The 18,890-nt window shown below is 69.3% G+C and carries 18 protein-coding genes and 2 pseudogenes; 10 read left to right on the forward strand and 10 right to left on the reverse strand.

Translation table 11 applies throughout. The features are described from left to right. The first annotated feature begins 66 nt into the window (after positions 1–66). On the forward strand, positions 67–2,673 hold the full coding sequence (locus CCN51_RS04470; protein ID WP_143675723.1) for a BRCT domain-containing protein: 2,607 nt from the start codon (positions 67–69) through the stop codon (positions 2,671–2,673). A gap of 103 nt (positions 2,674–2,776) precedes the next feature. Here the strand turns inward: CCN51_RS04470 and CCN51_RS04475 are convergent, their stop codons facing one another. The 3 genes from CCN51_RS04475 to CCN51_RS04485 form a co-directional block, all read right to left on the reverse strand. Then, on the reverse strand, positions 2,777–3,091 hold the full coding sequence (locus CCN51_RS04475; RefSeq protein ID WP_014176802.1) for a helix-turn-helix domain-containing protein: 315 nt from the start codon (positions 3,089–3,091) through the stop codon (positions 2,777–2,779). Next, positions 3,088–3,474, reverse strand: coding sequence for a type II toxin-antitoxin system RelE/ParE family toxin (locus tag CCN51_RS04480; RefSeq protein WP_043486915.1), 387 nt, complete (start codon positions 3,472–3,474; stop codon positions 3,088–3,090). The genes CCN51_RS04475 and CCN51_RS04480 overlap by 4 nt, the downstream gene beginning before the upstream one ends. Before the next feature lie 731 nt (positions 3,475–4,205). After that, positions 4,206–5,060 carry a S1 family peptidase gene (locus CCN51_RS04485; RefSeq protein ID WP_014176804.1) on the reverse strand — a complete coding sequence of 285 codons (855 nt, stop codon included), beginning with the start codon at positions 5,058–5,060 and terminating at the stop codon, positions 4,206–4,208. 183 nt (positions 5,061–5,243) lie between these two features. Here CCN51_RS04485 and CCN51_RS04490 point away from each other — a divergent pair, with 183 nt between their 5' ends. After that, positions 5,244–6,602, forward strand: coding sequence for a M14 family metallopeptidase (locus CCN51_RS04490; RefSeq protein WP_014176805.1), 1,359 nt, complete (start codon positions 5,244–5,246; stop codon positions 6,600–6,602). Positions 6,603–6,685: 83 nt separating this feature from the next. Here CCN51_RS04490 and tgmC read toward each other — a convergent pair whose 3' ends face one another. The 3 genes from tgmC to CCN51_RS04505 form a co-directional block, all read right to left on the reverse strand. Continuing rightward, positions 6,686–7,885 (reverse strand): ATP-grasp peptide maturase system methyltransferase, encoded by a 1,200-nt coding sequence (gene tgmC / locus CCN51_RS04495; RefSeq protein WP_014176806.1) that lies wholly within the window; start codon positions 7,883–7,885, stop codon positions 6,686–6,688. Beyond that, positions 7,882–8,772, reverse strand: coding sequence for an MvdC/MvdD family ATP grasp protein (locus tag CCN51_RS04500; protein ID WP_238545375.1), 891 nt, complete (start codon positions 8,770–8,772; stop codon positions 7,882–7,884). Before CCN51_RS04500 ends, tgmC begins: the two co-directional genes overlap by 4 nt. Before the next feature lie 135 nt (positions 8,773–8,907). Then, complete coding sequence (locus tag CCN51_RS04505; protein WP_043490326.1) at positions 8,908–9,255, reverse strand: hypothetical protein; 348 nt, start codon at positions 9,253–9,255, stop codon at positions 8,908–8,910. Between the two features lie 122 nt (positions 9,256–9,377). On the opposite strand from CCN51_RS04505, the gene CCN51_RS04510 reads away from it, so the two are divergent. The 5 genes and pseudogenes from CCN51_RS04510 to CCN51_RS04525 all read left to right on the forward strand — a co-directional run bounded on the left by CCN51_RS04510 (position 9,378) and on the right by CCN51_RS04525 (position 12,705). After that, positions 9,378–10,199: a helix-turn-helix domain-containing protein gene (locus tag CCN51_RS04510; protein WP_014176809.1), complete on the forward strand. Its 822-nt coding sequence runs from the start codon at positions 9,378–9,380 to the stop codon at positions 10,197–10,199. Further along, positions 10,186–10,413, forward strand: a complete 228-nt coding sequence (locus tag CCN51_RS04515; RefSeq protein ID WP_014176810.1) for a DUF397 domain-containing protein — start codon at positions 10,186–10,188, stop codon at positions 10,411–10,413. Before CCN51_RS04510 ends, CCN51_RS04515 begins: the two co-directional genes overlap by 14 nt. Positions 10,414–10,488: 75 nt before the next feature. After that, positions 10,489–12,321, forward strand: a complete 1,833-nt coding sequence (locus tag CCN51_RS04520; RefSeq protein WP_014176811.1) for a protein kinase domain-containing protein — start codon at positions 10,489–10,491, stop codon at positions 12,319–12,321. Between the two features lie 6 nt (positions 12,322–12,327). Further along, a pseudogene (locus CCN51_RS59135) lies at positions 12,328–12,465 on the forward strand (Scr1 family TA system antitoxin-like transcriptional regulator); the annotation flags it as partial. A 9-nt stretch (positions 12,466–12,474) separates the two neighbouring features. Continuing rightward, positions 12,475–12,705 (forward strand): DUF397 domain-containing protein, encoded by a 231-nt coding sequence (locus CCN51_RS04525; protein ID WP_043490330.1) that lies wholly within the window; start codon positions 12,475–12,477, stop codon positions 12,703–12,705. Between the two features lie 48 nt (positions 12,706–12,753). On the opposite strand, the gene CCN51_RS04530 is transcribed toward CCN51_RS04525, so the two are convergent. Together CCN51_RS04530 and CCN51_RS04535 are read right to left on the reverse strand one after the other, a co-directional pair. Continuing rightward, positions 12,754–13,074: a type II toxin-antitoxin system PemK/MazF family toxin gene (locus tag CCN51_RS04530; protein WP_014176813.1), complete on the reverse strand. Its 321-nt coding sequence runs from the start codon at positions 13,072–13,074 to the stop codon at positions 12,754–12,756. Next, the gene (locus CCN51_RS04535; protein ID WP_014176814.1) at positions 13,071–13,286 is read right to left on the reverse strand and encodes a type II toxin-antitoxin system CcdA family antitoxin; all 216 of its coding nucleotides are present in this window, start codon (positions 13,284–13,286) and stop codon (positions 13,071–13,073) included. The genes CCN51_RS04530 and CCN51_RS04535 overlap by 4 nt, the downstream gene beginning before the upstream one ends. 50 nt (positions 13,287–13,336) lie before the next feature. Here CCN51_RS04535 and CCN51_RS56960 point away from each other — a divergent pair. Next, positions 13,337–13,531 (forward strand): annotated as a pseudogene (locus CCN51_RS56960) (cation transporter); the annotation flags it as partial. 62 nt (positions 13,532–13,593) lie between these two features. Here CCN51_RS56960 and CCN51_RS04545 read toward each other — a convergent pair. Further along, entirely contained in the window at positions 13,594–14,460 is an 867-nt protein-coding gene (locus CCN51_RS04545; RefSeq protein ID WP_014176815.1) for an alpha/beta fold hydrolase, read from the reverse strand. A 76-nt stretch (positions 14,461–14,536) separates the two neighbouring features. Between CCN51_RS04545 and CCN51_RS04550 the strand changes: the two genes are divergently transcribed. Both CCN51_RS04550 and CCN51_RS54775 read left to right on the forward strand, forming a co-directional pair. Next, complete coding sequence (locus CCN51_RS04550) at positions 14,537–15,124, forward strand: CGNR zinc finger domain-containing protein (protein ID WP_014176816.1); 588 nt, start codon at positions 14,537–14,539, stop codon at positions 15,122–15,124. 198 nt (positions 15,125–15,322) lie between these two features. Then, complete coding sequence (locus CCN51_RS54775; RefSeq protein WP_238545376.1) at positions 15,323–17,278, forward strand: protein kinase domain-containing protein; 1,956 nt, start codon at positions 15,323–15,325, stop codon at positions 17,276–17,278. Between the two features lie 144 nt (positions 17,279–17,422). Here CCN51_RS54775 and CCN51_RS04560 read toward each other — a convergent pair. Next, on the reverse strand, positions 17,423–18,890 hold a 1,468-nt coding region (locus tag CCN51_RS04560; RefSeq protein WP_425444743.1), incomplete at its 5' end, for a GntP family permease.

The raw sequence follows: 18,890 nt of genomic DNA on the forward strand, positions 1-18,890 counted from the left end.
AGCTCCCCCTCGAACGGGGAGTTGGGATGAACCGTAGCGTCGGTGGGTGGCCTTACGGTCGTGACCATGGATCTACGGGGAAAATCTATTGTCCTGATGGGGCGGTTCCACAAGCTGCCGCACACTACGGCGAAGGCCGGACTGGAAGCGCTGGGCGCGCGGGTGTCGGGTTCGGTGTCCGACAGAACTGATCTGGTCTTCGCCGCGCATGACGTCCCGGGCCGCAAGATCGGAGCGGCGAGCACACGCGGCATTCCGATCTACGACGAGAAGGCGTTGCGGGCCGTACTCAAGGGGGCGGCCAAGCCCTCGGCGGGCGATGAGTCCGCCACCGACGGGGCAGGGACTGGGACCTTCGCGGATCACGCGTCGCTGACGTCGGCCGCCGACCCGGCCGCGCTGCTCGCGGTCCTTCAGGGAGCGGACTGGTCCGCCTTCGCGGCCGAGCGGGACCTGCCGCCGCTCCGGGCCCGGCTGCTGAAGCTCGAGCGCACGCATGGGGTCACCGAGGCGCACCGCTTCGCGACCGACAGGATTCGTGGGCTCGGCGACACGCGGCTGCAGCATCCGTACGGCCACAGCACAGAGATCACATCGTTTGATTTCAGCCCGTGCGGACGCTATCTGGCCACCGGCAGCTGGGTCGGCGACGACTACCACCGCGGTGGTGCGCTGCAGATCTGGGAGGTCGCCAGCGGCCGCTGCGTCAACACACTCCAGCGCATCGAGGGCGGAGTCGGCTGGCCCGACTACGACGACACCATCCAGTGGTCGGCCGACAGCACCCGCATCGGGCTCGCCTACAACACCAACCAGGTAGGGGTGTTCGACCCGTTCGACACCCGCACCACCAACACCTATCCGCTGGCTTGCGCATCGGTGACGGACGGGGCCAGCCGACCGCCGACGTGGGCGCTGGCGCCCGACGGGCGGCGCGCGTTCGTCTCGACCGGCTCCCCCTGTGCGCTCAAGGGCTGTGTCGTTCCCCTGGAGGCGGGCCGTCTGTTCTGGCTGCCCCACTACGCACCCCCCTCGCACCCATATCTGCTGCCCGAGACGCTTCCCGAGGAATTCCGGCACGAGGAAGACGAGCTGTGGCTGGACGACGGGGTCGGCTGGTCGCGGGACGGCACCCGGCTGTACGCGTATGACGCCCGGCACAAGCGGGATCTGGTCATCGACCTGGCCACCAGGCAGGTCGGCTGGGCGGCTGAGGAGGACGGACACGAATCGGCCGTGGAGAGGGGCGGCGCGGGCGGAGTGCGGGTCTCCGTGGACTCGACCCGTGTGACCTTCCGCCGGCCCGACACCGGAGGGGAGTTGAGCGGCTTCACCTTCCTCCGCGAACCACCGGGCCCCCGGCTCCTGGAGGACGACTACGTACTCGAGCAGCACAACGTGAACTTCGCCCTGGACGACCACACCTGGTGTGCGGCGTTCGAGGAGGGTGTCGTCATCGCGCCGCCGGACCGCAGGGAAGACCTGGACGCGGTGCTGACCTGGTCGGTCGACCGGCGTTTCGGGTGGCCGGTGCGGTGGGGCGGGCTCGATGTCGTACCGGACGTGCGGACCGCCGCCGAACGGCTCGGGGAGGACGGCCTCGGCTACTTCGTCCGGGAGTACGTGGAGAGGATGGAACCCACCGAGGCCCAGGGGGACGGGGCGTGGCCGCCGCCCAACACCGCGACGTTGGACGACCTGTTCACGGCGGTGAAGGATGCCGTCTCCGAGCTGGGGAGCAACTGGAACTTCGCGGTGAACGAGTATCTGACTGACGCGGCCCGGCTCCGAGCGCGGCGCGGGGAGCCCGAAGGCGCCGCGCAACTGCTCGACGCCATACCCGGTACGGACGAGCGCGTCGCGGCCTCCGCTCAGGTGGCCATGATCCTGGCCCGCGCGGGACGCACCGAACAGGCGCGGGCCGTCTTCGCCTTCGCCGAGCCGAGGGCGGAGGCAGCCCTCGGAAAGCACAACGTCGCGAACGTCGCCTCCGCGGTGGCCGGCGCCTACCAGGCCCTGGGCGACACGGCCGCCGCCGACGCGTGGTTCGCCCGCGCCCGGGAAGCCATCGAGCCGGAGACCAACCCATGGGAGAACCGCCTCGCGGTCATCTGGGCGCTCACCGAGTGCGGGCGCGTGGACGAGGCCCGGTCGCTATGGACGTCCGCCGAGAACCGGCCCAACAGCTTCCGCTCCGAGCCGTGGCTGCTCTGTCTGCTGAGCACCGACCGGCTCGACATCGCGGAGGAGTTCCTGGAAGCGTGCGTCCCGCCCGGGGACCGGCCGTCGAGCATGATCAAGGCACTGGTCGAGCTCGGCCGGCCCGATCTGCTCCGCTCGTGGCTCTCCGACTCCTGGTACATACCGGACGAGGCCTACGAGCGCGCCCAGGCGATCGCCGACGGCGCCCCGCGGCGGTCCCTGCCGCCGACGCCGACCGAGGAGGACATCGCGGCCCTCGCCGAAGCGCACGCCAAGCTGCTCAAAACGCCGCGCGCCAAACGCCAGATGCCGACCGTGGAGCTCATCGAACAGGCCGCGGACTGTGGGCACCTCAGCGCCGTGCTGAACCTGCTCGGCGACCTTCCGGCGCATGATTTCAACCACCGGCCGAAAGCCGCGCTCTCCGCACTGTGGCGCGCCGCCACAGGCCACTACCAGGCCCACTGGTGACGCCCGCCTGACCCCGCGGCCCGCCGCCTCTCCGCCGGGCTACCGCAGTTCGTCGAGCCACCGCACGACGGCCGCAGTGCCCCGGACGTCTCCGGGTGTCCGTTCAGGCGGCGTTGCCGTGCGGGGTGAGGTTGATGGTCAGGTCGGAGTCGAGGGCACGGGCCAGGCGTCGCAGAAGGGGGATGGTGGGGACGGTGCCGCCGCCTTCGATGCGGGAGATCTGGGGTTGCTTCATGCCGCAGCGCTCGGCAAGTTCGGTCTGGGACAGGCCGAGGGCGGTGCGCCGGTCGTAGACCATCTGGCCGAGATCGTGAGCCAGTTCGGCCTCTTCGTAGAGGCGGTCGTACTCGGGATTGTCCTCGGCTGCCTCACCCAGGAGCTTGCGGTGGCGGCGGGTCTTCCACTCGGCGTGGTTCATCGCAGTTCCTCCTTGATGTCGCGGCTGTAGACGGCGTGTTCGGCGGCCGGTACGTGGCGGGCCTCGCAGGCGGCCTGGGCGGCATGGGCTCGTTCCACCTCCGCCGTCTCGCGCATCCTGGTCTTGCGGAACACCGGCAGGAGCACGATGCGGCGGCCGGGAGCGACCCAGTAGGTGATGCGCTGGGCGTTGCCGTCGAGGTGGAAGCGCAGCTCGCGGAGCCTGCCACCGAGATGGCGGGTGTAGGGCTCGCCGAGCGTGGTGGCGTTCTCGGCGAGCCGGTCGACCTTCTGCTCGGCGATGACGTAGTGGTGGGCGGGGATGTTCTCCAGCCAGAGGCACACCTCGGGCTCGATCTCGATTGTGTACCGCTCACCGTCCATAATCTCGATGATATATGGCATGAGTGTTATGGGCCAGTGGCTGCCCGCACGGTCTGCGGGTTGCCCGGGCAGGAGTGGGGCCTTGGGCCGGGGCCCCGTCTGGCATGGGGCCGGTCGCGTCGCAGCGACCGTACGCCGGCCGGACGAACGAAGCGGGCCGGCCCCGGTGTTGCTGCCCCGAGGCCCCCGGGTGCAGCCAGCTCGGCTTCCGCACCGGGCGGGTGGAGGCACACGGGCGCATCTACCTGCGGCTACCCGGCAGACTCCCGCCCGAGCCCGATTGCCACCTCTTCGCGCTGCGGGTCGAGCAGACAACCGGCCGGAATAGCGCGGGGCCGGGCCTCCGGCAGGATGAGGCCCGAGCGGGAGGGGTCCCTCGCCGGTCGGGCAGCCTCGCCGGACCAGGGTTCTCCGGGGTCGCCGTCGCGCCGCCGGGCGCGGCGGCCACGGCCGGGGCGGCGGACCCGGCCAGCAGCAGCGCGGCACACAGGGCCGCCGCACGGGTGTGGGTCCTGACGTCTGTCCGGATGCGGCGTGGCGAGTTGCGCATGAGGTCCCCGTCTGTCTGTCGGCGATCAACGATGGCGATCGCCGATGAAGACCTCAGCCTCGCGCGGGGCGCTCCCGGGGGCACTGGTGCCATCCCCCGGGTTCATGGTGCGCCCGACCCCCGGTCCGGCCTCGGGAAATCCCGCGGCCGGGGCGCGCCGGGGGCCGGGCGCATACGGGGGCTACGGCTTGGGCAGCTCACACCCCGCCAGGCTCAGATTGATCTTGTTGCCCGCGGCGACGCACTTGGTGATGCCGTACGTCTCCTGGGCGTAGTTGATGCCCTGCCGCACCGTCACGGTCCCGTTGGCGTCGACCTCGCACGGGTTGTTGAGGGTGCACCGTCCGCCGTCCTCGTTGCCCGTGTTGTTGATGGCGACGACCTTGCCGGAGGCGGAGTCGACAACGGGCGAGCCCGAGGTTCCCCCGATCGTGTTACAGGCAGAGGTGTAGCGGACCGAATCCTTCCAGGTCCATTCATCCTCTTTAAGACGGTAGACAAACCCGTCGATATTGCAGGAGTAGATCTTCTTCCAGTAGCCGGAGACCACATTGATGCCAGTGCCCTGGACCGGGTGGCTGTCCGACAGCTGCAGCGCTTTGATGCCGTACGACTGCTGGATCTGGGCGTACGTCGAGCTCAGTTGGTACAGCGACACATCGGTGTCGGTCATGGTCGCGTACGCGATCTTGGTGGCGCGGAGCGTGGCGACGCCGCTGCCGGAGCTGTTGAGCAGGGTGAAGCTCCGGGTGGACGCCTTGTCGACGATCACCTGTCCGGCGGACGGCATACCGGACTCCAGGCAGTGGCCGTTCGACATCACGAACGCGAGGTCGCTGTCGGCCGAGTTCGGCATCCGTACCACCGAGCCCGAGCAGTTGCTCAGCGCCACGGTCCCGGCGAAGTCGACCGCCTTGACCTTGGCCTTGGCCTCGGCCGTGTCGGGGGCGGCCGCGGCCGGGGTGACGCCCGCGGTCGCGAGGCCCGCACCGCCGAGCAGCAGCGCGGACAGCGCGCCGATCAGAGGTCTACGCATGTGGTTCCCCTCCCATGACGAGGCTTCGGACCGCGCCGCGACCGGTCACGTCGCGGCGGTTCGATCCGGAGCCGCACGAATGTTCCCTCCGCTTCGACCATTTCCCGCCCTTGACCATGTCATGCGCATGGCCGAACACTGGCGCAGCAGTCGCTCGCCTCAGACCACCCCCCAGGAGAATTCATGCGACTTCGCATTCGCGGCAGAAGGGCCACCGCCCTCACCGCCTTGCTGACCCTCGCCCTCGCGGCGCCCGTCGCGGCCCAGGCCGACGGCTCGGGCTCCGCGCCCAGGGCAGCCGCCGCCGCGGCCGACACCTCGGCCGCCACCTCGGCCGACGAGAGCGTGCGGCAGTACGAGATCGCGGGCCCCGCCACCCCGGCCGAACGCTCCTCCATCGCGGCCACCGGCGTGTCCATCGACGAGGTGGACGCCCGCTCCGTCGTGGTCACCGCCGACGCGTCCCAGGCCACCGAGCTGCGCTCGCGCGGCTACGACCTCACCCCCCTGGCCGCCCCGCAGGCCCGCACCGAGGGCCGGGCCGCCAAGCCCTTCGACTTCCCCTCCGCGGACGCGAAGTACCACAACTACGCCGAGGCCAACACCGAGATCAACGCCGCGGTCGCCAAGTACCCGAACATCCTCAGCAAGCGGGTCATCGGCAAGTCGTACGAGGGCCGCGACATCATCGCGCTGAAGATCAGCGACAACGTGGCCACGGACGAGTCCGAACCCGAGGTGCTGTTCACCGCCCACCAGCACGCCCGCGAACACCTCACCGTCGAGATGGCCCTCTACCTGGTGCGCGAGTTCACCCAGGGCTACGGCAGCGACTCCCGGGTCACCGGCCTGGTCAACAGCCGCGAGATCTGGATCGTCCCGGACGTGAACCCCGACGGCGGCGAATACGACATCGCCACCGGCTCCTACCGCAGCTGGCGCAAGAACCGCCAGCCCAACTCCGGCTCCTCCAACGTCGGCACCGACCTCAACCGCAACTGGGACTTCAAATGGGGCTGCTGCGGCGGCTCCTCCGGCTCCACCGGCTCCGAGACCTACCGCGGCCCCAAGGCCGAGTCGGCCCCCGAGGTGAAGGTCGTCTCGGACTTCGCGCGCAGCCGCGTCGTCGGCGGCAAGCAGCAGATCAAGGCCGCCATCGACTTCCACACCTACAGCGAGCTGGTGCTGTGGCCCTTCGGCTGGACGTACGACGAAACCACCACCGGCATGACGCGGGACGACTACGACGCCTTCGCCGCGGTCGGCAAGAAGATGGCCGCGAGCAACGGCTACACCCCCGAGCAGTCGAGCGAGCTGTACATCACGGACGGCGCGATCGACGACTATCTGTGGGGCGCCCAGAAGGTCTTCGCGTACACCTTCGAGATGTACCCGACCTCCAGCGGCGCGGGCGGCTTCTACCCGCCCGACGAGGTGATCGAGCGGGAGACCTCCCGTAACCGCGACGCGGTCCTCCAACTCCTGGAGAACGCAGACTGCATGTACCGGTCCATCGGCAAGGAAGCGCAGTACTGCTCCTGAGCCATACGGAACAACGCGAGCGCCGTCCCGGCGGGGAGACCCGCCGGGACGGCGCCTCACAAGGGCCCCGAGGGCGGTCGTGGTCAGGGCCGGGGCAGCATCAGGCCGGGCATCTGCGGGTGCCGCAGGCGCTGCCCGCCGTCGGACACGTGCAGCGTGAACGTCTCCGGCCCCGGCCGGTCAGCCGTGTCGTAGGCGTCCAGGACGCGCTCGATGCGTTCCCAGAGCGCCACCGGGCCGCCCTCGCGCACGCGCCATGCGCTGTCATCGGGCGTGAGGATGGCAGCGGAGCCGGTGACGACATCGACGAGGTGCACCACCTCGCCCGCAGTCGTCATCTGTGCGCTGGGCACGCTGCTTTGGGCGAGGAACCGCAGGTGGAACGCTTCCTCGGTGGCGGCGGTGATCCGCTCGGGGCTGTGCCGGGTGGTGCGGGCCTTCTCAGGCAGGCCTGCGGCCCAGTGAGCGGGGTTGCCGAATGCCGGCGCAGCGTGCGTACGGGCCGACATGAAGGAGACCGTGCCAGGCAGCAGCCGGCCCTCGGCGGTGCCGTCCTCGGCTACGGTCAGCAGGACGCGGGCATACCCGTAGAGCCAGCCCGACAGGGTGACAAGGACCTTCCCGCCCGGCCGGGCCTGCGCGAGCAGTGCCGGAGGCACGGCCCGGAAGGAGCAGGCGGCCACGATCCGGTCGAACTTCGCCTCGGGCCAGTACCCGTACAACCCGTCCGATACGGCCAGGGTGGGGGTGTAGCCGCACCCGTACAGCGTGCTCGCCGCCGTCTCGAGCCGGTGCGGGTCCACCTCGATGCTCGTAACGTCTGCGGAGCCGAGGCGTTCGCAGGCGAGCGCGGTCGAGTAGCCGGTGCCGGTGCCGATCTCCAGCACCGTCTGCCCCTCGGTGACCTCCGCGTCCGCCCACATCCGAACGACGAGGGACGGCAGCGTGGACGACGAGGTCGGGGCGCCGCCATGACGTACGGCGGGCTGCTTCCAGTCGGGTTCGTCGCCGTCGAACTGTGTGATGAGCGTGGTGTCGGAGTACGCGGCGGCCAGCCAGCGGCCTTGGTCAAGCTCGGCGGTGACCGGCTCCCACACCGTCAGCCCCTGCCCATCGCGTTCGTCGGCGGGCAGGTAGAAGCCCGGCACGAACCGGTGCCGTGGCACCGTCTCCACCGCCTGCCGCCAGGCCCGATCCACAAGGAAGCCGCCCTCGGCAAGGGCCTTCACCATCGTCTCCCGTAGCCGTACGGCGTCCGTCTCCAGGCCGGCGGGCTCCGTCATGACCTGCTGCCTCCTTCCGTACTCAAGATGTCGGCGAACGCCTCGGTGATGGCCGGCGCGTTCGGAAGCCAGCCCCACTGGCCGTTCGGGTTGCACTCGATCGCGATCCAGTGCTCCGGGTTGTCCCCGTCACCGGTCAGCGCAAAGTCGAAGCAGCCGAAGACCAAGCCGAACGACTCCAGGTAGCTGTGGAGGACGGCCTCGACCGGGGCCGGGACGGCGATCGGGGCGTGGATCAGCTCGTCCCAGTCGCCGCGGCGCCAGTCCAGCGCGCGGTCCGGTGCGGCGACCCGGTGGGCGAACAGCCTGCGGCCGACCACGGTCACTCGCACGTCGCCGGTCTTGGGGACCTCGGCCTGGAACAGGTGCGCGGTCACCGCGAGCGTGTCGTCGAAGGACTCCGCATCGACACGCTGGGCCCAAATCGCGCCAGTGTGTCCGTCCTCGCCGCGGGGCAGGCCGCGGAACGTCTTGTAGATGACGCGCTCGTGGACGGCGGCGAACCTCCGCGCCGCCTCGACATCGTTGGTGACCAGGGTCGGCGGGATCGCCAGGCCGAGCTCGGCGAACCGCTGGAGCTGGGCGGGCTTGAAGTCCGCGCGGGTCACCGCGGAGGGATGGTTGACGTACAGAGCGCCGTGCAGGTGGTTGAGGACACCGCCGAACCCGTGTCTTGCCTCGGCGGCGGCGAACTCGCGCTGCTGCTGGGGCAGGTGCTCGAATCGGGCTGCGTACGGTGTGGGGCGGCGGTAGTACACCGCCGCCACATCCCCCAACTCCACCTCCCGGCTTGCCGTACACAGCCGCCCGCCCCACGCCGAGCTGTCCGCACCAATGAGGAACCCGAAAGCCAGGGCAGGCCCGATGTCGGCGGGATCGACGCGCACGACGGCGGGTCGACTGGAAACCGGTCGGTGACCAGCCGCATCGCCCACGGAGCCTCTGGTGCAAGCGTCGCCATGCGTTGTCCCTTCACCTGTGGTGGCGGAAGTGCCACGCTCCGTATACAGAGAGTCTGCCAGTCACTCATGGCGACCCTCCGCACTTCGAGGTGCCGGACCCTCGTCCGGGCCGTCGGCTTCGTCGTACGAGGGCAGGCGGGCGCCCCTGCTCTCAGCGATCCGCAACACGTCGCGCAGCGCCTCACACAGCCGTTCCGCGAGGAAGCGGAGTTCTCGCGCGTCTGCCTTGGGGGCGTCCAGCAGCGCCCGGGCGTGATGGAGGAGTTTCGCACCCATCGACACCTGCACGGCCTCGATCGCATCCGCGCGTCGGCTCAGCGGGCTGTCCCCGTCGTCCGACGCCAGGTAACACGGCTTGCCGTCGGGGTCCGACCACGGCAGCAGGCGCAGCCCGGTACTCACGTTCATCAGCTCCATTGAGGTTCGTTCACGCTGTGTGGCGCTTTCCTCACAGAGTGGTGGCTGTTCTGGCTACGCTGCTAGCAGGGCGAGCCTGACCACGCACCTTTCAACTCGGGGAGTCACAGCCCATGAAGATGGATCGAAGGCCACGCACACCCAGGGAGAAGTACGGGGAGGAGCTGCGACTCCGCCGCATAGCGGCCGGCATGACACAGGAGGCGCTGAGCGAGATCGTGGTGTGCTCCCCCACGCTGATCAGCCACTGGGAGGCGGGGCGCCGGTTGCCGAGGCCGGACGACGCGGTGCGGATCGATCAGGCACTGGGGACGGATGGGTTCTTCGCGCGGTGGCTGGAGGACCTGGAGTCGAAGTTCGCCGACTACTTCGCGGTCGTGGCCGAGTTGGAGCCGCACGCCACGGAGATCCAGCAGTACAGCATCTCCCTCATCCCGGGTCTGCTGCAGACGGAGGCATACGCTCGCGCAGTCTTTGAGGCGTACAGCCCCATTCATCGAGCTGACCTTGACGAGCGCGTTGTAAACCGCATGGCCCGTGCCCGGATCCTCGACGATCCGTTGAAGCCCGTGGTGTGGACACTGCTGGACGAAGCGGCGCTACGGCGCCCGGTTGGCGGCCCGCAGGTGATGGCAGAGCAACTGCGCAGGATCGCCGACTTGGTCGAGGCGCGCCGACTACGGTTGCACGTGCTGCCCTTCGCAGCAGGGGCGCACGCACTCATGGAGAGCATGATGACCCTCATGACCTTCGAGGACGCCGCGCCAATCGCCTACATCGAAGGGTTTCGAGTCGGGCACCTGTTGGACGACCCGTCCCTGGTACGCGCAAGCCAGTCGGCCTACGCTCTTGCTCTGAGCGAGGCGGCGACGCGCCGGGAGTCCCTGGCCCTGATCAGGGCGATAGCAGAGGAATACGAACATGGTCAGCAGTAGGCACACCACCCTCAACGCCTCCGCACTCACAGGGTGGTTCAAGTCCAGCTACAGCGGAGGGAGCAACGGCGACTGCCTCGAAATAGCGCGTGGCCACGCCGACATACCCGTCCGCGACAGCAAGGACCCCCACGGCCCGGCCCTCGTGTTCGAGCCGCCCGCGTGGTCCGCGTTCGTCTCCGCCATCAAGCGCGGGGAGTTCCCGACCACCTGACCTGCCCCACAACGTCTATCCTCATCCGGGTTGCGCCGTTGACCAGGTGAAGATGGCGGGGGGAGCCGAACCATCATGAGCGGTACGAACAGGGACGGATCCGACGAGCGGGACGACGATGTCGATGCGGCTATCAAGCCGCTCGCGGCGAACGACCCGGCGCGCATAGGCCCGCATCTGTTGCTTGGGCGGCTTGGCGCCGGCGGCATGGGGCGTGTGTTCCTCGCGCGGTCGGACAGCGGCCGGACCGTGGCCGTGAAGGTGGTACACGAAGAGCATGTGTCCGACGAGCAGTTCAGGGCGCGGTTCCGGCGGGAGATCGAGGCGGCGCGGAGGGTCGGGGAGCAGTACACGGCGCCGGTGCTCGACGCGGGGCCGGACGACGAACCGCCGTGGGTCGCCACGGGGTACGTTCCCGGGCTCTCGCTTGAGCAAGTCGTGCGACGGCACGGCCCGTTGCCAGCCGCGTCCCTGCACGCTCTCGCCGACGGGCTGCTGAAGGCGCTCAAGGACATTCACGGCGCCGGGATCGTGCACCGCGATCTGAAGCCGTCCAACGTCATGCTCACCATGGACGGTACGAAGGTCATCGACTTCGGGATCGCGCGGGCGCTGGAGACGTCCGTCGAGACCTTGTTGACCAGCACGGGGATGGTCGTCGGGTCTCCCGGGTTCATGTCGCCGGAGCAGGTGCGCGGGCAGCGCGCGGGGGTCAAGAGCGACGTGTTCACCCTCGGGTGCGTGCTGACGTATGCGGCGACCGCGCAACTGCCGTTCGGGAAGAAGGCGGCTAATCAGCACGCGGTGATGTTCGAGATCGTGGAGGGCGAGCCCGATCTGACGGGGGTCGAGGACGCCTCGCTGCGGGCGCTCATCGCCCGCTGTCTGGCGAAGGACGTCACTCAACGACCAGAGGTAGACGCCTTGTTGGAGGACCCCGAGCGGATGCGTCCCCCCGCCACGCGCGGTGCCTGGCTGCCTGCCGGTGTCGTCGCACACCTCGCGCGGCAGTCCGCACGGCTGCTCGACGCCGAGGCGGCGCCGCTGCGGGAGGAGTCCACGGACCTGGCGACCGTCGGGCTGCGGCCGAAGGAGGACGGGCCTCCCGAAGTCGTCCCAGCCGTCTCGGGCGCCGGAGCCGCGAAGCGGGAGCGGGAGCCTCGTCGGCGCCGCACGCTTATCGCGCTGCCCGTCGTCCTCGTCATCACCGTCGGCGGTGGCACGGTCGCCCTGCTTCAGCCCTTTGAGGGTGGCGGCGGGGGCGGAACGCATGCCCAGTCACCAGGCGGTAGCGCGAGTGCCGCTTCTGGTGGCAGCACCTCACCGAGCGCGCCCAGCAGTTCGCCTTCCAAGGGCGGAAAGAAGAAGGGCAGCGACGATGACGGTAAGAAAGGGAAGGACGAGGCGGAAGGGACGGATCAGCCGAACGCCCAGAAGAGCAGCCGTAGCTCCGGGGCGTCGGATGGTGACGGCGACAGCAGTTCATCCAGTGGCGACAGCGGTTCCGACAACGGGGGGTCCGGCTCTTCTCCAGGCTCGGACGGCAAAAACTCATCGGCTGGCGGTGGAGGTTCATCCGGCTCCAGCGGCACGTCATCCGGCTCGCCGCCGCCCGCTATGAAGAGCTACCGGCTTGATTACACCAACTCCTGTGTCGGCGCGTGCGACATGCCACTCAAGGTGAGCTGGTCGGCAATCTCCCGAGCGACCAGGTACGACATCCACTACACCAACAAGGGCAGCAACTACACGGAGAAGAACGTCAACACGGTCTACTCCACCGGGGGCACCAGCTACACGATCAAGGGCCCGTTCTCCGGCGACAAGATCTGCGTCACGGTACGCGCGGCCAACACACACGGCGCCTCCGCCTGGGCGGAGACCTGGTGCGACACGGTGCCCTACTAGACCCTGTTGGATGAGGCAGTACTCCGGCGCCGGGTTGGTGGGGCGCTGGTCTTGGCAGAACAGCTGTGCAAGGTCTCGGACATGGCCGAGGACGGGCGATTGCGGCTGCACGTGCTGCCGTTCGATACGAGGGCGCACGCCCTCATCGAGACAATGGTCGGCACTGATCGCCACCTCACCGACGCCTCCACCCTCACCGGCTGGTTCAAGTCCGGCTACAGCGGGCCCAGCAACGGCGACTGCCTCGAAGTAGCCCGTGGTCACGCCGACATACCCGTCCGCGACAGCAAGGACCCGCACGGCCCGGCGCTCGTTTTCGAGCCGTCCGCGTGGTCGACATTCGTCTCGGCCGTCAAGCGCGGGGAGTCCCCCACCACCTCCTGATCAGCCGAGGAACATCCGCAGATGGGCCAGGAGGGCGGCGGCCTGTCTTCAGGTGAGGTCCAAGGTGACGCGCAGGGCGGCGGAGATCCGGTCCATCGTCTCCGCGTCGACGGTACCGAGGAACTCGCCGACCCTCAGGCGCTTGTCCGTCAGCGCGGTGAGGTCGACGGCGACGGCGGCGCCGCGCACCGGGTGGGCCAGGGGAATGGTGACGACGGTGTCCGGGGCGCCCTCAGTCTCGTCGATCATCATGCACACGGCGGTGCCGGGCAGAGCCTCCAGGGCGGCGTCCGACTCGACGATGACCACGGCTCGGGTCTTGGTAGCCAACTGGACGCGCCAGACCTGGCCGCGGGCCAGAGGCGTCACGCGACGTCCTCGCCGAAGATGTCGGCGAACTCCTCGGTGTCGTTCGCAGCCTGCTCGCGCCAGGCCCGCACGGCCGGCGCCGCGTCGCGCAGCTGCTGGGCACGCAGCGCGTGCTCGATGTAGGCCGAGAGGTTGCCGCCCGGTGCGACGGCACGCACATGGGCGAGGAGGTCGGCCGGCAAGGTGACTGTGGTCCGCATACGGGTGCTCATACAGGTGAGCATACTCCTGTATGACACGTGACGCACAACTGCCGCGCCCTGGCCTGGTGCTCAACACCACCCTCGGCTGGTCCTGGGCCGACCCGATCGCCACCCTGGTCATCGCCGCCGTCGCCGTGAAGGAAGGCCAGGACGCCTGGCAGGGCAAGGGCTGCTGTACGGCCCCAGCGGCCTCGGCGGTCCCGTCCGTCGGTGCCGAGCCGGACACCTGTGGCTGCCACGCCGGCTGTGACTGCCGCGACATACCGCCTGTCAAGCCGTTCAGCACAAACAGTGATCTAGGTCGACATGGTTCTGATCAGCCGAGGAACGTCCGCAGATGGGCCAGGAGAGCGTCGGGGCGTTCCTCGGGGATGAAGTGGCCGCAGTCGGGGATCTGGGCACCGGTGACGTCGTCGGCGTACTGGCGCCAGATATCCAGGGTGGGCAGCCGGGCAGGCAGGCCGGCCGAACCCCACAGGGCGAGGACGGGCATGGTCAGGCGGCGGCCCGCGGTGGCGTCCTCGTCGTCGAGGGCGAGGTCGCGTTCCTGGGCGCGGTAGTCGTCGAAACCGGCGCGGAGCGCGCCGGGGCGGGAGAAGGCGCGGACGTAGGCGTCGACGGCGTCGGGGTGCAGTCCGTGGCGGTTGTAGGTCCAGCGCTCGAAGAAGTACTCCAGGTAGGCGCGGACGTTGTTCCCGACCAGCAGCTCGGGCAGATCGGGCTGCATGTGGAACAGCCAGTGCCAGTAGCCGGCGGCCACGGAGGCGTCCAGGCGGCGGAACATCTCCCGGGTGGGGATCACGTCGAGCACGGCGAGCCGTTCGACCTGGTCGGGGTGGTCCAGGGCCCAGCGGTGCGCGACCCGGGCGCCGCGGTCGTGACCGACGACCGCCGCCCGTTCGAACCCGAGCTGTTGGACCAGTTCGGCGATGTCCGAGGCCATCTGCCGCTTGTCGTAGCCGGTGGTGGGCTTGTCGCTGAGGCCGTATCCGCGCAGGTCGGGGGCTACGACGGTGTGGCCGGCGGCGAGTTCGCCGAGCACCGGTCGCCAGCACAGCCGGGTCTGCGGCCACCCGTGGAGCAGTACGAGCAGCGGCCCCGAGCCCGCGCGCGTGTAGTGCAGCCGGATCCCGTTGACCTGGGCGACGCCTGTGGTCACCGGCTCCACCGTCTCTGTGCTCATGGCCGTACCCTTCCGCTTCGCGCTTACTAACCCCCATAGGAGGTTAGTACTGCGACAAGCAGTGGACAATAGAGCCATGACGACGGATGACGAATGGCTCCGGTACGGCGGACGCATGTGCCTGGACTTCGTCAACACCCTCCGCGACCGGTGGCTGGCGCTGCCCCGGGAGACGCTTCGCGAGCCGGACGACCTGGTGCGCTGGCTGCGGGGCGTCGACCTGCTCGCCGTCCGGGCCTGCGAAGTACCCGAGTCCGCGCTGCGCTCCGCGGTGGCGCTGCGTGAGGCGATCGACCGCGCGGTGCTGTGCGCGGTCGGCGGCGGGCTGCCGACGCCGGCCGACATCGCCGTGATCAATGAGGCGTCGGCCGCGGCGCCCCGGCCCGTACTGCAACTGACCGTCACTGACGGCCAGTTGGGGTCGAGCAGCTCGCCGCATGCCGCCGAGGACACGGCCGGGGGGCTCGGCCTCGTGGCTCAGGACGCGATCGAGCTACTGCTCTCCCCGGAGCTACGACGAGTCCGTATCTGCGGCTCCGAGCGCTGCGCCCTGCGCTTCGTGGACCGCTCGCCCGCGCACAACCGCCGCTGGTGCTCGATGACCCGCTGCGGGAACCGCACCAAGGTGCGGCTCCACCAGGCCCGCTCCCGCGCGCGTGACTGATCCGCGAGGGCCGCTGCTGACCGCCTGTCACATCGCGGCGGCAGGCAACAAATCAAGGCCGCCGTCGGCTTCCATACCCACACCGACCTGGTGCTGTGCCGACGGCCGGATCACCGAGGTATTTTACGCGGGTCTACGGTAGTTGACTGGCCGTGCGTCGTCACGCGTATGCCAGAGGTGTGGAGAGGGAGGGATCGCGTGGCGGGAATTCGGCCGCTGAAACCGGGAGATCCGCGTGACATTGCGGGTTACGCGCTCCAAGGGCGGCTGGGGGCCGGCGGTATGGGGACGGTGTACCTCACCGCCACACGGGGCGGGCAGCCGATCGCGCTGAAGGTGGTGCATGACGAGTTCGCCGAGGACCCGAAGTTCCGGCAGCGGTTCGAGCAGGAGGTGCGCGCCAGCCGACAGGTGCGGGGCCGCTACATCCTGCCGGTCGTGGACAGCAACACCGAAGGGTCCATGCCCTGGCTGGCCACCGAGTACGCCCCGGGCCCCTCGCTCGCGACGGCGGTGACCACGCACGGACCGCTGCCGGCAGACACGGCCCTGCGGCTGATCGCGGGCGTGGCCCACGCGCTGGAGGCCATCCACGCGGTGCAGGTCACCCACCGGGATCTCAAGCCGGGCAATGTCATCCTGGCGCCGGACGGCCCCGCCGTCATCGACTTCGGGATCGCGCGGGCCGCCGAGGCCACCCCGCTGACCGGCACCGACATGCGCATCGGCACCCCCCTGTACATGGCTCCGGAACAGCTCAGGGGTACCGCGGTGACCCCGGCCATCGATGTCTTCGCGCTCGGCCTGACCGCGTATGTCGCCGCGACCGGCGTCCACCCTTTCGGGGACGGGCCGGGCCCGGCCGTGCTCTATCGCATCGATCGCGAAGTGCCCGATCTCGCCGCCTGCCCGGCGGAAATACGGCCCGTCATCAGCCGCTGCCTGGAGAAGGACCCCGCTGCCCGGCCCACGCCCGCCGAGGTGGTGGCCCTCTGCCGGGACGCCGGAGCCAGGCTCGGCCTCACCGAGGTGCTTCCGACCGCCGGATGGCTGCCCCCGGCTTACCTTCCCGAGCCCTCACCACCCACGTTACCCGCGCCACTTCAGCCGCCGACCCAGTCGCTCGCCCCGCCGCCCATACCCCCGAGAACCGTCTACGACCCGCAATCCGGGGCGCGGCCGGGGAATCCCAGGAGGCGCCGACTGATAACAGGCCTTGCAGCGCTCGCCGTCGTCGCGATCGCCGTCGCCGCCGCCCTCATCTGGCTCCCGAACCGAGGCGACGACAAGGACGACGGCGCCTCCCCGTCGCACGGCTCGCAGAGCAGCACATCGCAGAAATCCCCGTCGCGGGAGACCTCACAGGAAAAGACCTCCCCCGCGAACCCCCCAGCGAATGCCGCGCCACCCCCAAAAGCATTAGACTCGACCGTAAAAATATTCACTAACGCGGCGACCGGACATTGCCTGGACAGTAACGGCGACGAAGAAGCTTACGCATTCGATTGCAATGGTGGCGGTTACCAGAAATGGACTGCGTCCGGGAAGGCGTTCAGTCTGCGTGATGCGGCAAGTGACATGTGCTTGGGCAGTGACGATGCCGGCGAGTTCAGCATGTCCACATGCGATCGCACCGATCAGCAGAAGTGGAACATATCCAACAAGTCTGTACTGCGCAATGCGGCGACCGCTCGCTGCCTGGACGGCGACGGCGACGGCAAGTTGCGCACGATCGAATGCGATAGCAGCGATCGCCAGAAGTGGAACATCTCCGGCGACAGTTCCGTTCTGCGCAATGTGGCGTCTGATCGCTGCTTGAGCGGTAGCGGCTCCGGCGGCCCACGCTTGGGCGACTGCTCCAGCAATGGGAGCGAGGACGGGAAGTGGAATATCTCCCCGGAAGAGTTCGAACTGCGTGACGTGGCGACTGACCTCTGCTTGGACAGTAACGAATCCGGCCAGGTGTACACGTATGGATGCAATGACGGCGATTATCAGCGGTGGGATATCTCCGGCGACAATGCCACTCTGTACAACATGAAGACTCGTCTCTGTCTGGAAGACGTCAACTCCCCTTTGGAGAACGGCTATCAACTGCAGACGAGCGAATGCGATGAAGGTGACGATCAGAGCTGGACTGCCGCCGCACCATAGACAGCTGATCTCCCGGCCCCGGAGCGCCCCTCTCTGCTGTGGCAGAGAGGGGCGCTGAGGCAAGGGAGCGCAAGTGAGCGGTCCACGCCTCCAGCCGCCCGAGGGCATCCCCCACCGAGGGCATCCCCCCGAAACGGCGTTGCCCTAGATGACGAGGCTCAGCAGCCCCGCGACCACGAAGCCCGCCACCGACAGCACCGACTCCAGCACGGTCCACGACTTGAGCGTGTCCCGCTCGGAGATGCCGAAGTACTTCGCGACCATCCAGAACCCGCCGTCGTTGACGTGCGAGGCGAAGATCGAGCCCGCCGAGATGGCCATGATGACCAGCGCCAGGTGTGCCTGCGAGTAGTGGCCCTCGGTCAGCATCGGGGAGACGATGCCCGCCGTGGTGACGATCGCGACCGTCGCCGAACCCTGCGCGACGCGCAGCACCACCGAGATCAGCCAGGCCAGCAGGATGACCGGCAACCCCGCGCTGTCGAACGCGTCGGCCAGTGCCTGGGCCACGCCGCTGCCCTTGAGCACCGCGCCGAAGACCCCGCCCGCGCCGACGACCAGCAGGATGTTGCCGATCGGCTTGAGGGAGGCGGTGGAGACGGTCTCCAGGGACTTACGGGACCAGCCGCGCCGGATGCCCAGCAGGTAGTAGGCGAGCAGCAGGGCGATGGTCAGCGCCACGAAGGGGTGGCCGAAGAACTCGATCACCGAGCGGCCGGTGCTGGGGTCCAGCGCGATGGAGGAGAAGGTCGCGCAGAGGATGAGGACCAGCGGGGTGCCGATGATCGCGAGGACGGTGGAGACCGGCACCGGCCGCTCCGCGGGCGTGGCGCCCGCGGCGCGCTGCTCGGCGGCGACGGCCTCCCTGGCCTCCTCGGCCGCCTCCAGCATGTCCTGCGGTACGGGGACGAAGAGGCGGTTGCCGATCCACGCGGCGTACGCCCAGGCGGCGAGCACGGACGGGACGCCGACGAGGATGCCCATCAGGATGACCCAGCCCAGGTCGACGTGGAGCAGCCCGGCCGCGGCCACCGGGCCGGGGTGCGGGGGCAGAAAGGCGTGAGTCATGGACAGGCCGGCCAGCATCGGCATCGCGTACAGCACGATCGACTTGCCGCTGCGCTTGGCCGCCGCGTAGACGATCGGCGCGAGGACGAAGATGCCGACGTCGAAGAAGACGGGTATGCCGAAGATCAGGCCGGTCAGGCCCATCGCGAGCGGCGCGCGCTTCTCACCGAACAGGCCGAGCAGCCGGGCGCTCAACGCCTCGGCGCCGCCGGAGACTTCGAGGATCGCGCCGAGCATGGTGCCCAGGCCGATGATGATCGCTATGTGGCCGAGGATGCCGCCCATACCGGACTCGATGAGCGAGACGGCGTCGGACTTCTGGACCGTGCCGAAGAGTTCGGTGACCGACAGACCGGCGGCCAGACCGACCGCGATGGACACGCCCAGCAGCGCCACGAAGGGCTGCAGCCGGGCCTTGATGATCAGGAAGAGCAGCAGGGCGATGCCCAGGGCGGCGACGGTCAGCAGACCGGCGGTGCCGTCGATGATCGCGAGGAGACCACCGGTGTGGGGTGGGGGCACGGGAGCGGGGGCGGCGGTGAGC

The organism is Streptomyces milbemycinicus (assembly GCF_002154605.1).
Lineage (GTDB): Bacteria > Actinomycetota > Actinomycetes > Streptomycetales > Streptomycetaceae > Streptomyces > Streptomyces milbemycinicus.

What these genes read in the sequence shown, in the direction of transcription:
- CCN51_RS04550 (WP_014176816.1), top strand. Translation starts at nt 14,537, where the DNA reads ATGACGACGGATGACGAATGGCTCCGGTACGGCGGACGCATGTGCCTG.
- CCN51_RS04535 (WP_014176814.1), bottom strand. Translation starts at nt 13,286, where the DNA reads ATGAGCACCCGTATGCGGACCACAGTCACCTTGCCGGCCGACCTCCTC.
- CCN51_RS04480 (WP_043486915.1), bottom strand. Translation starts at nt 3,474, where the DNA reads ATGGACGGTGAGCGGTACACAATCGAGATCGAGCCCGAGGTGTGCCTC.
- tgmC (WP_014176806.1), bottom strand. Translation starts at nt 7,885, where the DNA reads ATGACGGAGCCCGCCGGCCTGGAGACGGACGCCGTACGGCTACGGGAG.
- CCN51_RS04545 (WP_014176815.1), bottom strand. Translation starts at nt 14,460, where the DNA reads ATGAGCACAGAGACGGTGGAGCCGGTGACCACAGGCGTCGCCCAGGTC.
- CCN51_RS04470 (WP_143675723.1), top strand. Translation starts at nt 67, where the DNA reads ATGGATCTACGGGGAAAATCTATTGTCCTGATGGGGCGGTTCCACAAG.
- CCN51_RS04520 (WP_014176811.1), top strand. Translation starts at nt 10,489, where the DNA reads ATGAGCGGTACGAACAGGGACGGATCCGACGAGCGGGACGACGATGTC.
- CCN51_RS04505 (WP_043490326.1), bottom strand. Translation starts at nt 9,255, where the DNA reads ATGAACGTGAGTACCGGGCTGCGCCTGCTGCCGTGGTCGGACCCCGAC.
- CCN51_RS04490 (WP_014176805.1), top strand. Translation starts at nt 5,244, where the DNA reads ATGCGACTTCGCATTCGCGGCAGAAGGGCCACCGCCCTCACCGCCTTG.
- CCN51_RS04510 (WP_014176809.1), top strand. Translation starts at nt 9,378, where the DNA reads ATGAAGATGGATCGAAGGCCACGCACACCCAGGGAGAAGTACGGGGAG.
- CCN51_RS04485 (WP_014176804.1), bottom strand. Translation starts at nt 5,060, where the DNA reads ATGCGTAGACCTCTGATCGGCGCGCTGTCCGCGCTGCTGCTCGGCGGT.
- CCN51_RS04475 (WP_014176802.1), bottom strand. Translation starts at nt 3,091, where the DNA reads ATGAACCACGCCGAGTGGAAGACCCGCCGCCACCGCAAGCTCCTGGGT.
- CCN51_RS04525 (WP_043490330.1), top strand. Translation starts at nt 12,475, where the DNA reads ATGGTCGGCACTGATCGCCACCTCACCGACGCCTCCACCCTCACCGGC.
- CCN51_RS04515 (WP_014176810.1), top strand. Translation starts at nt 10,186, where the DNA reads ATGGTCAGCAGTAGGCACACCACCCTCAACGCCTCCGCACTCACAGGG.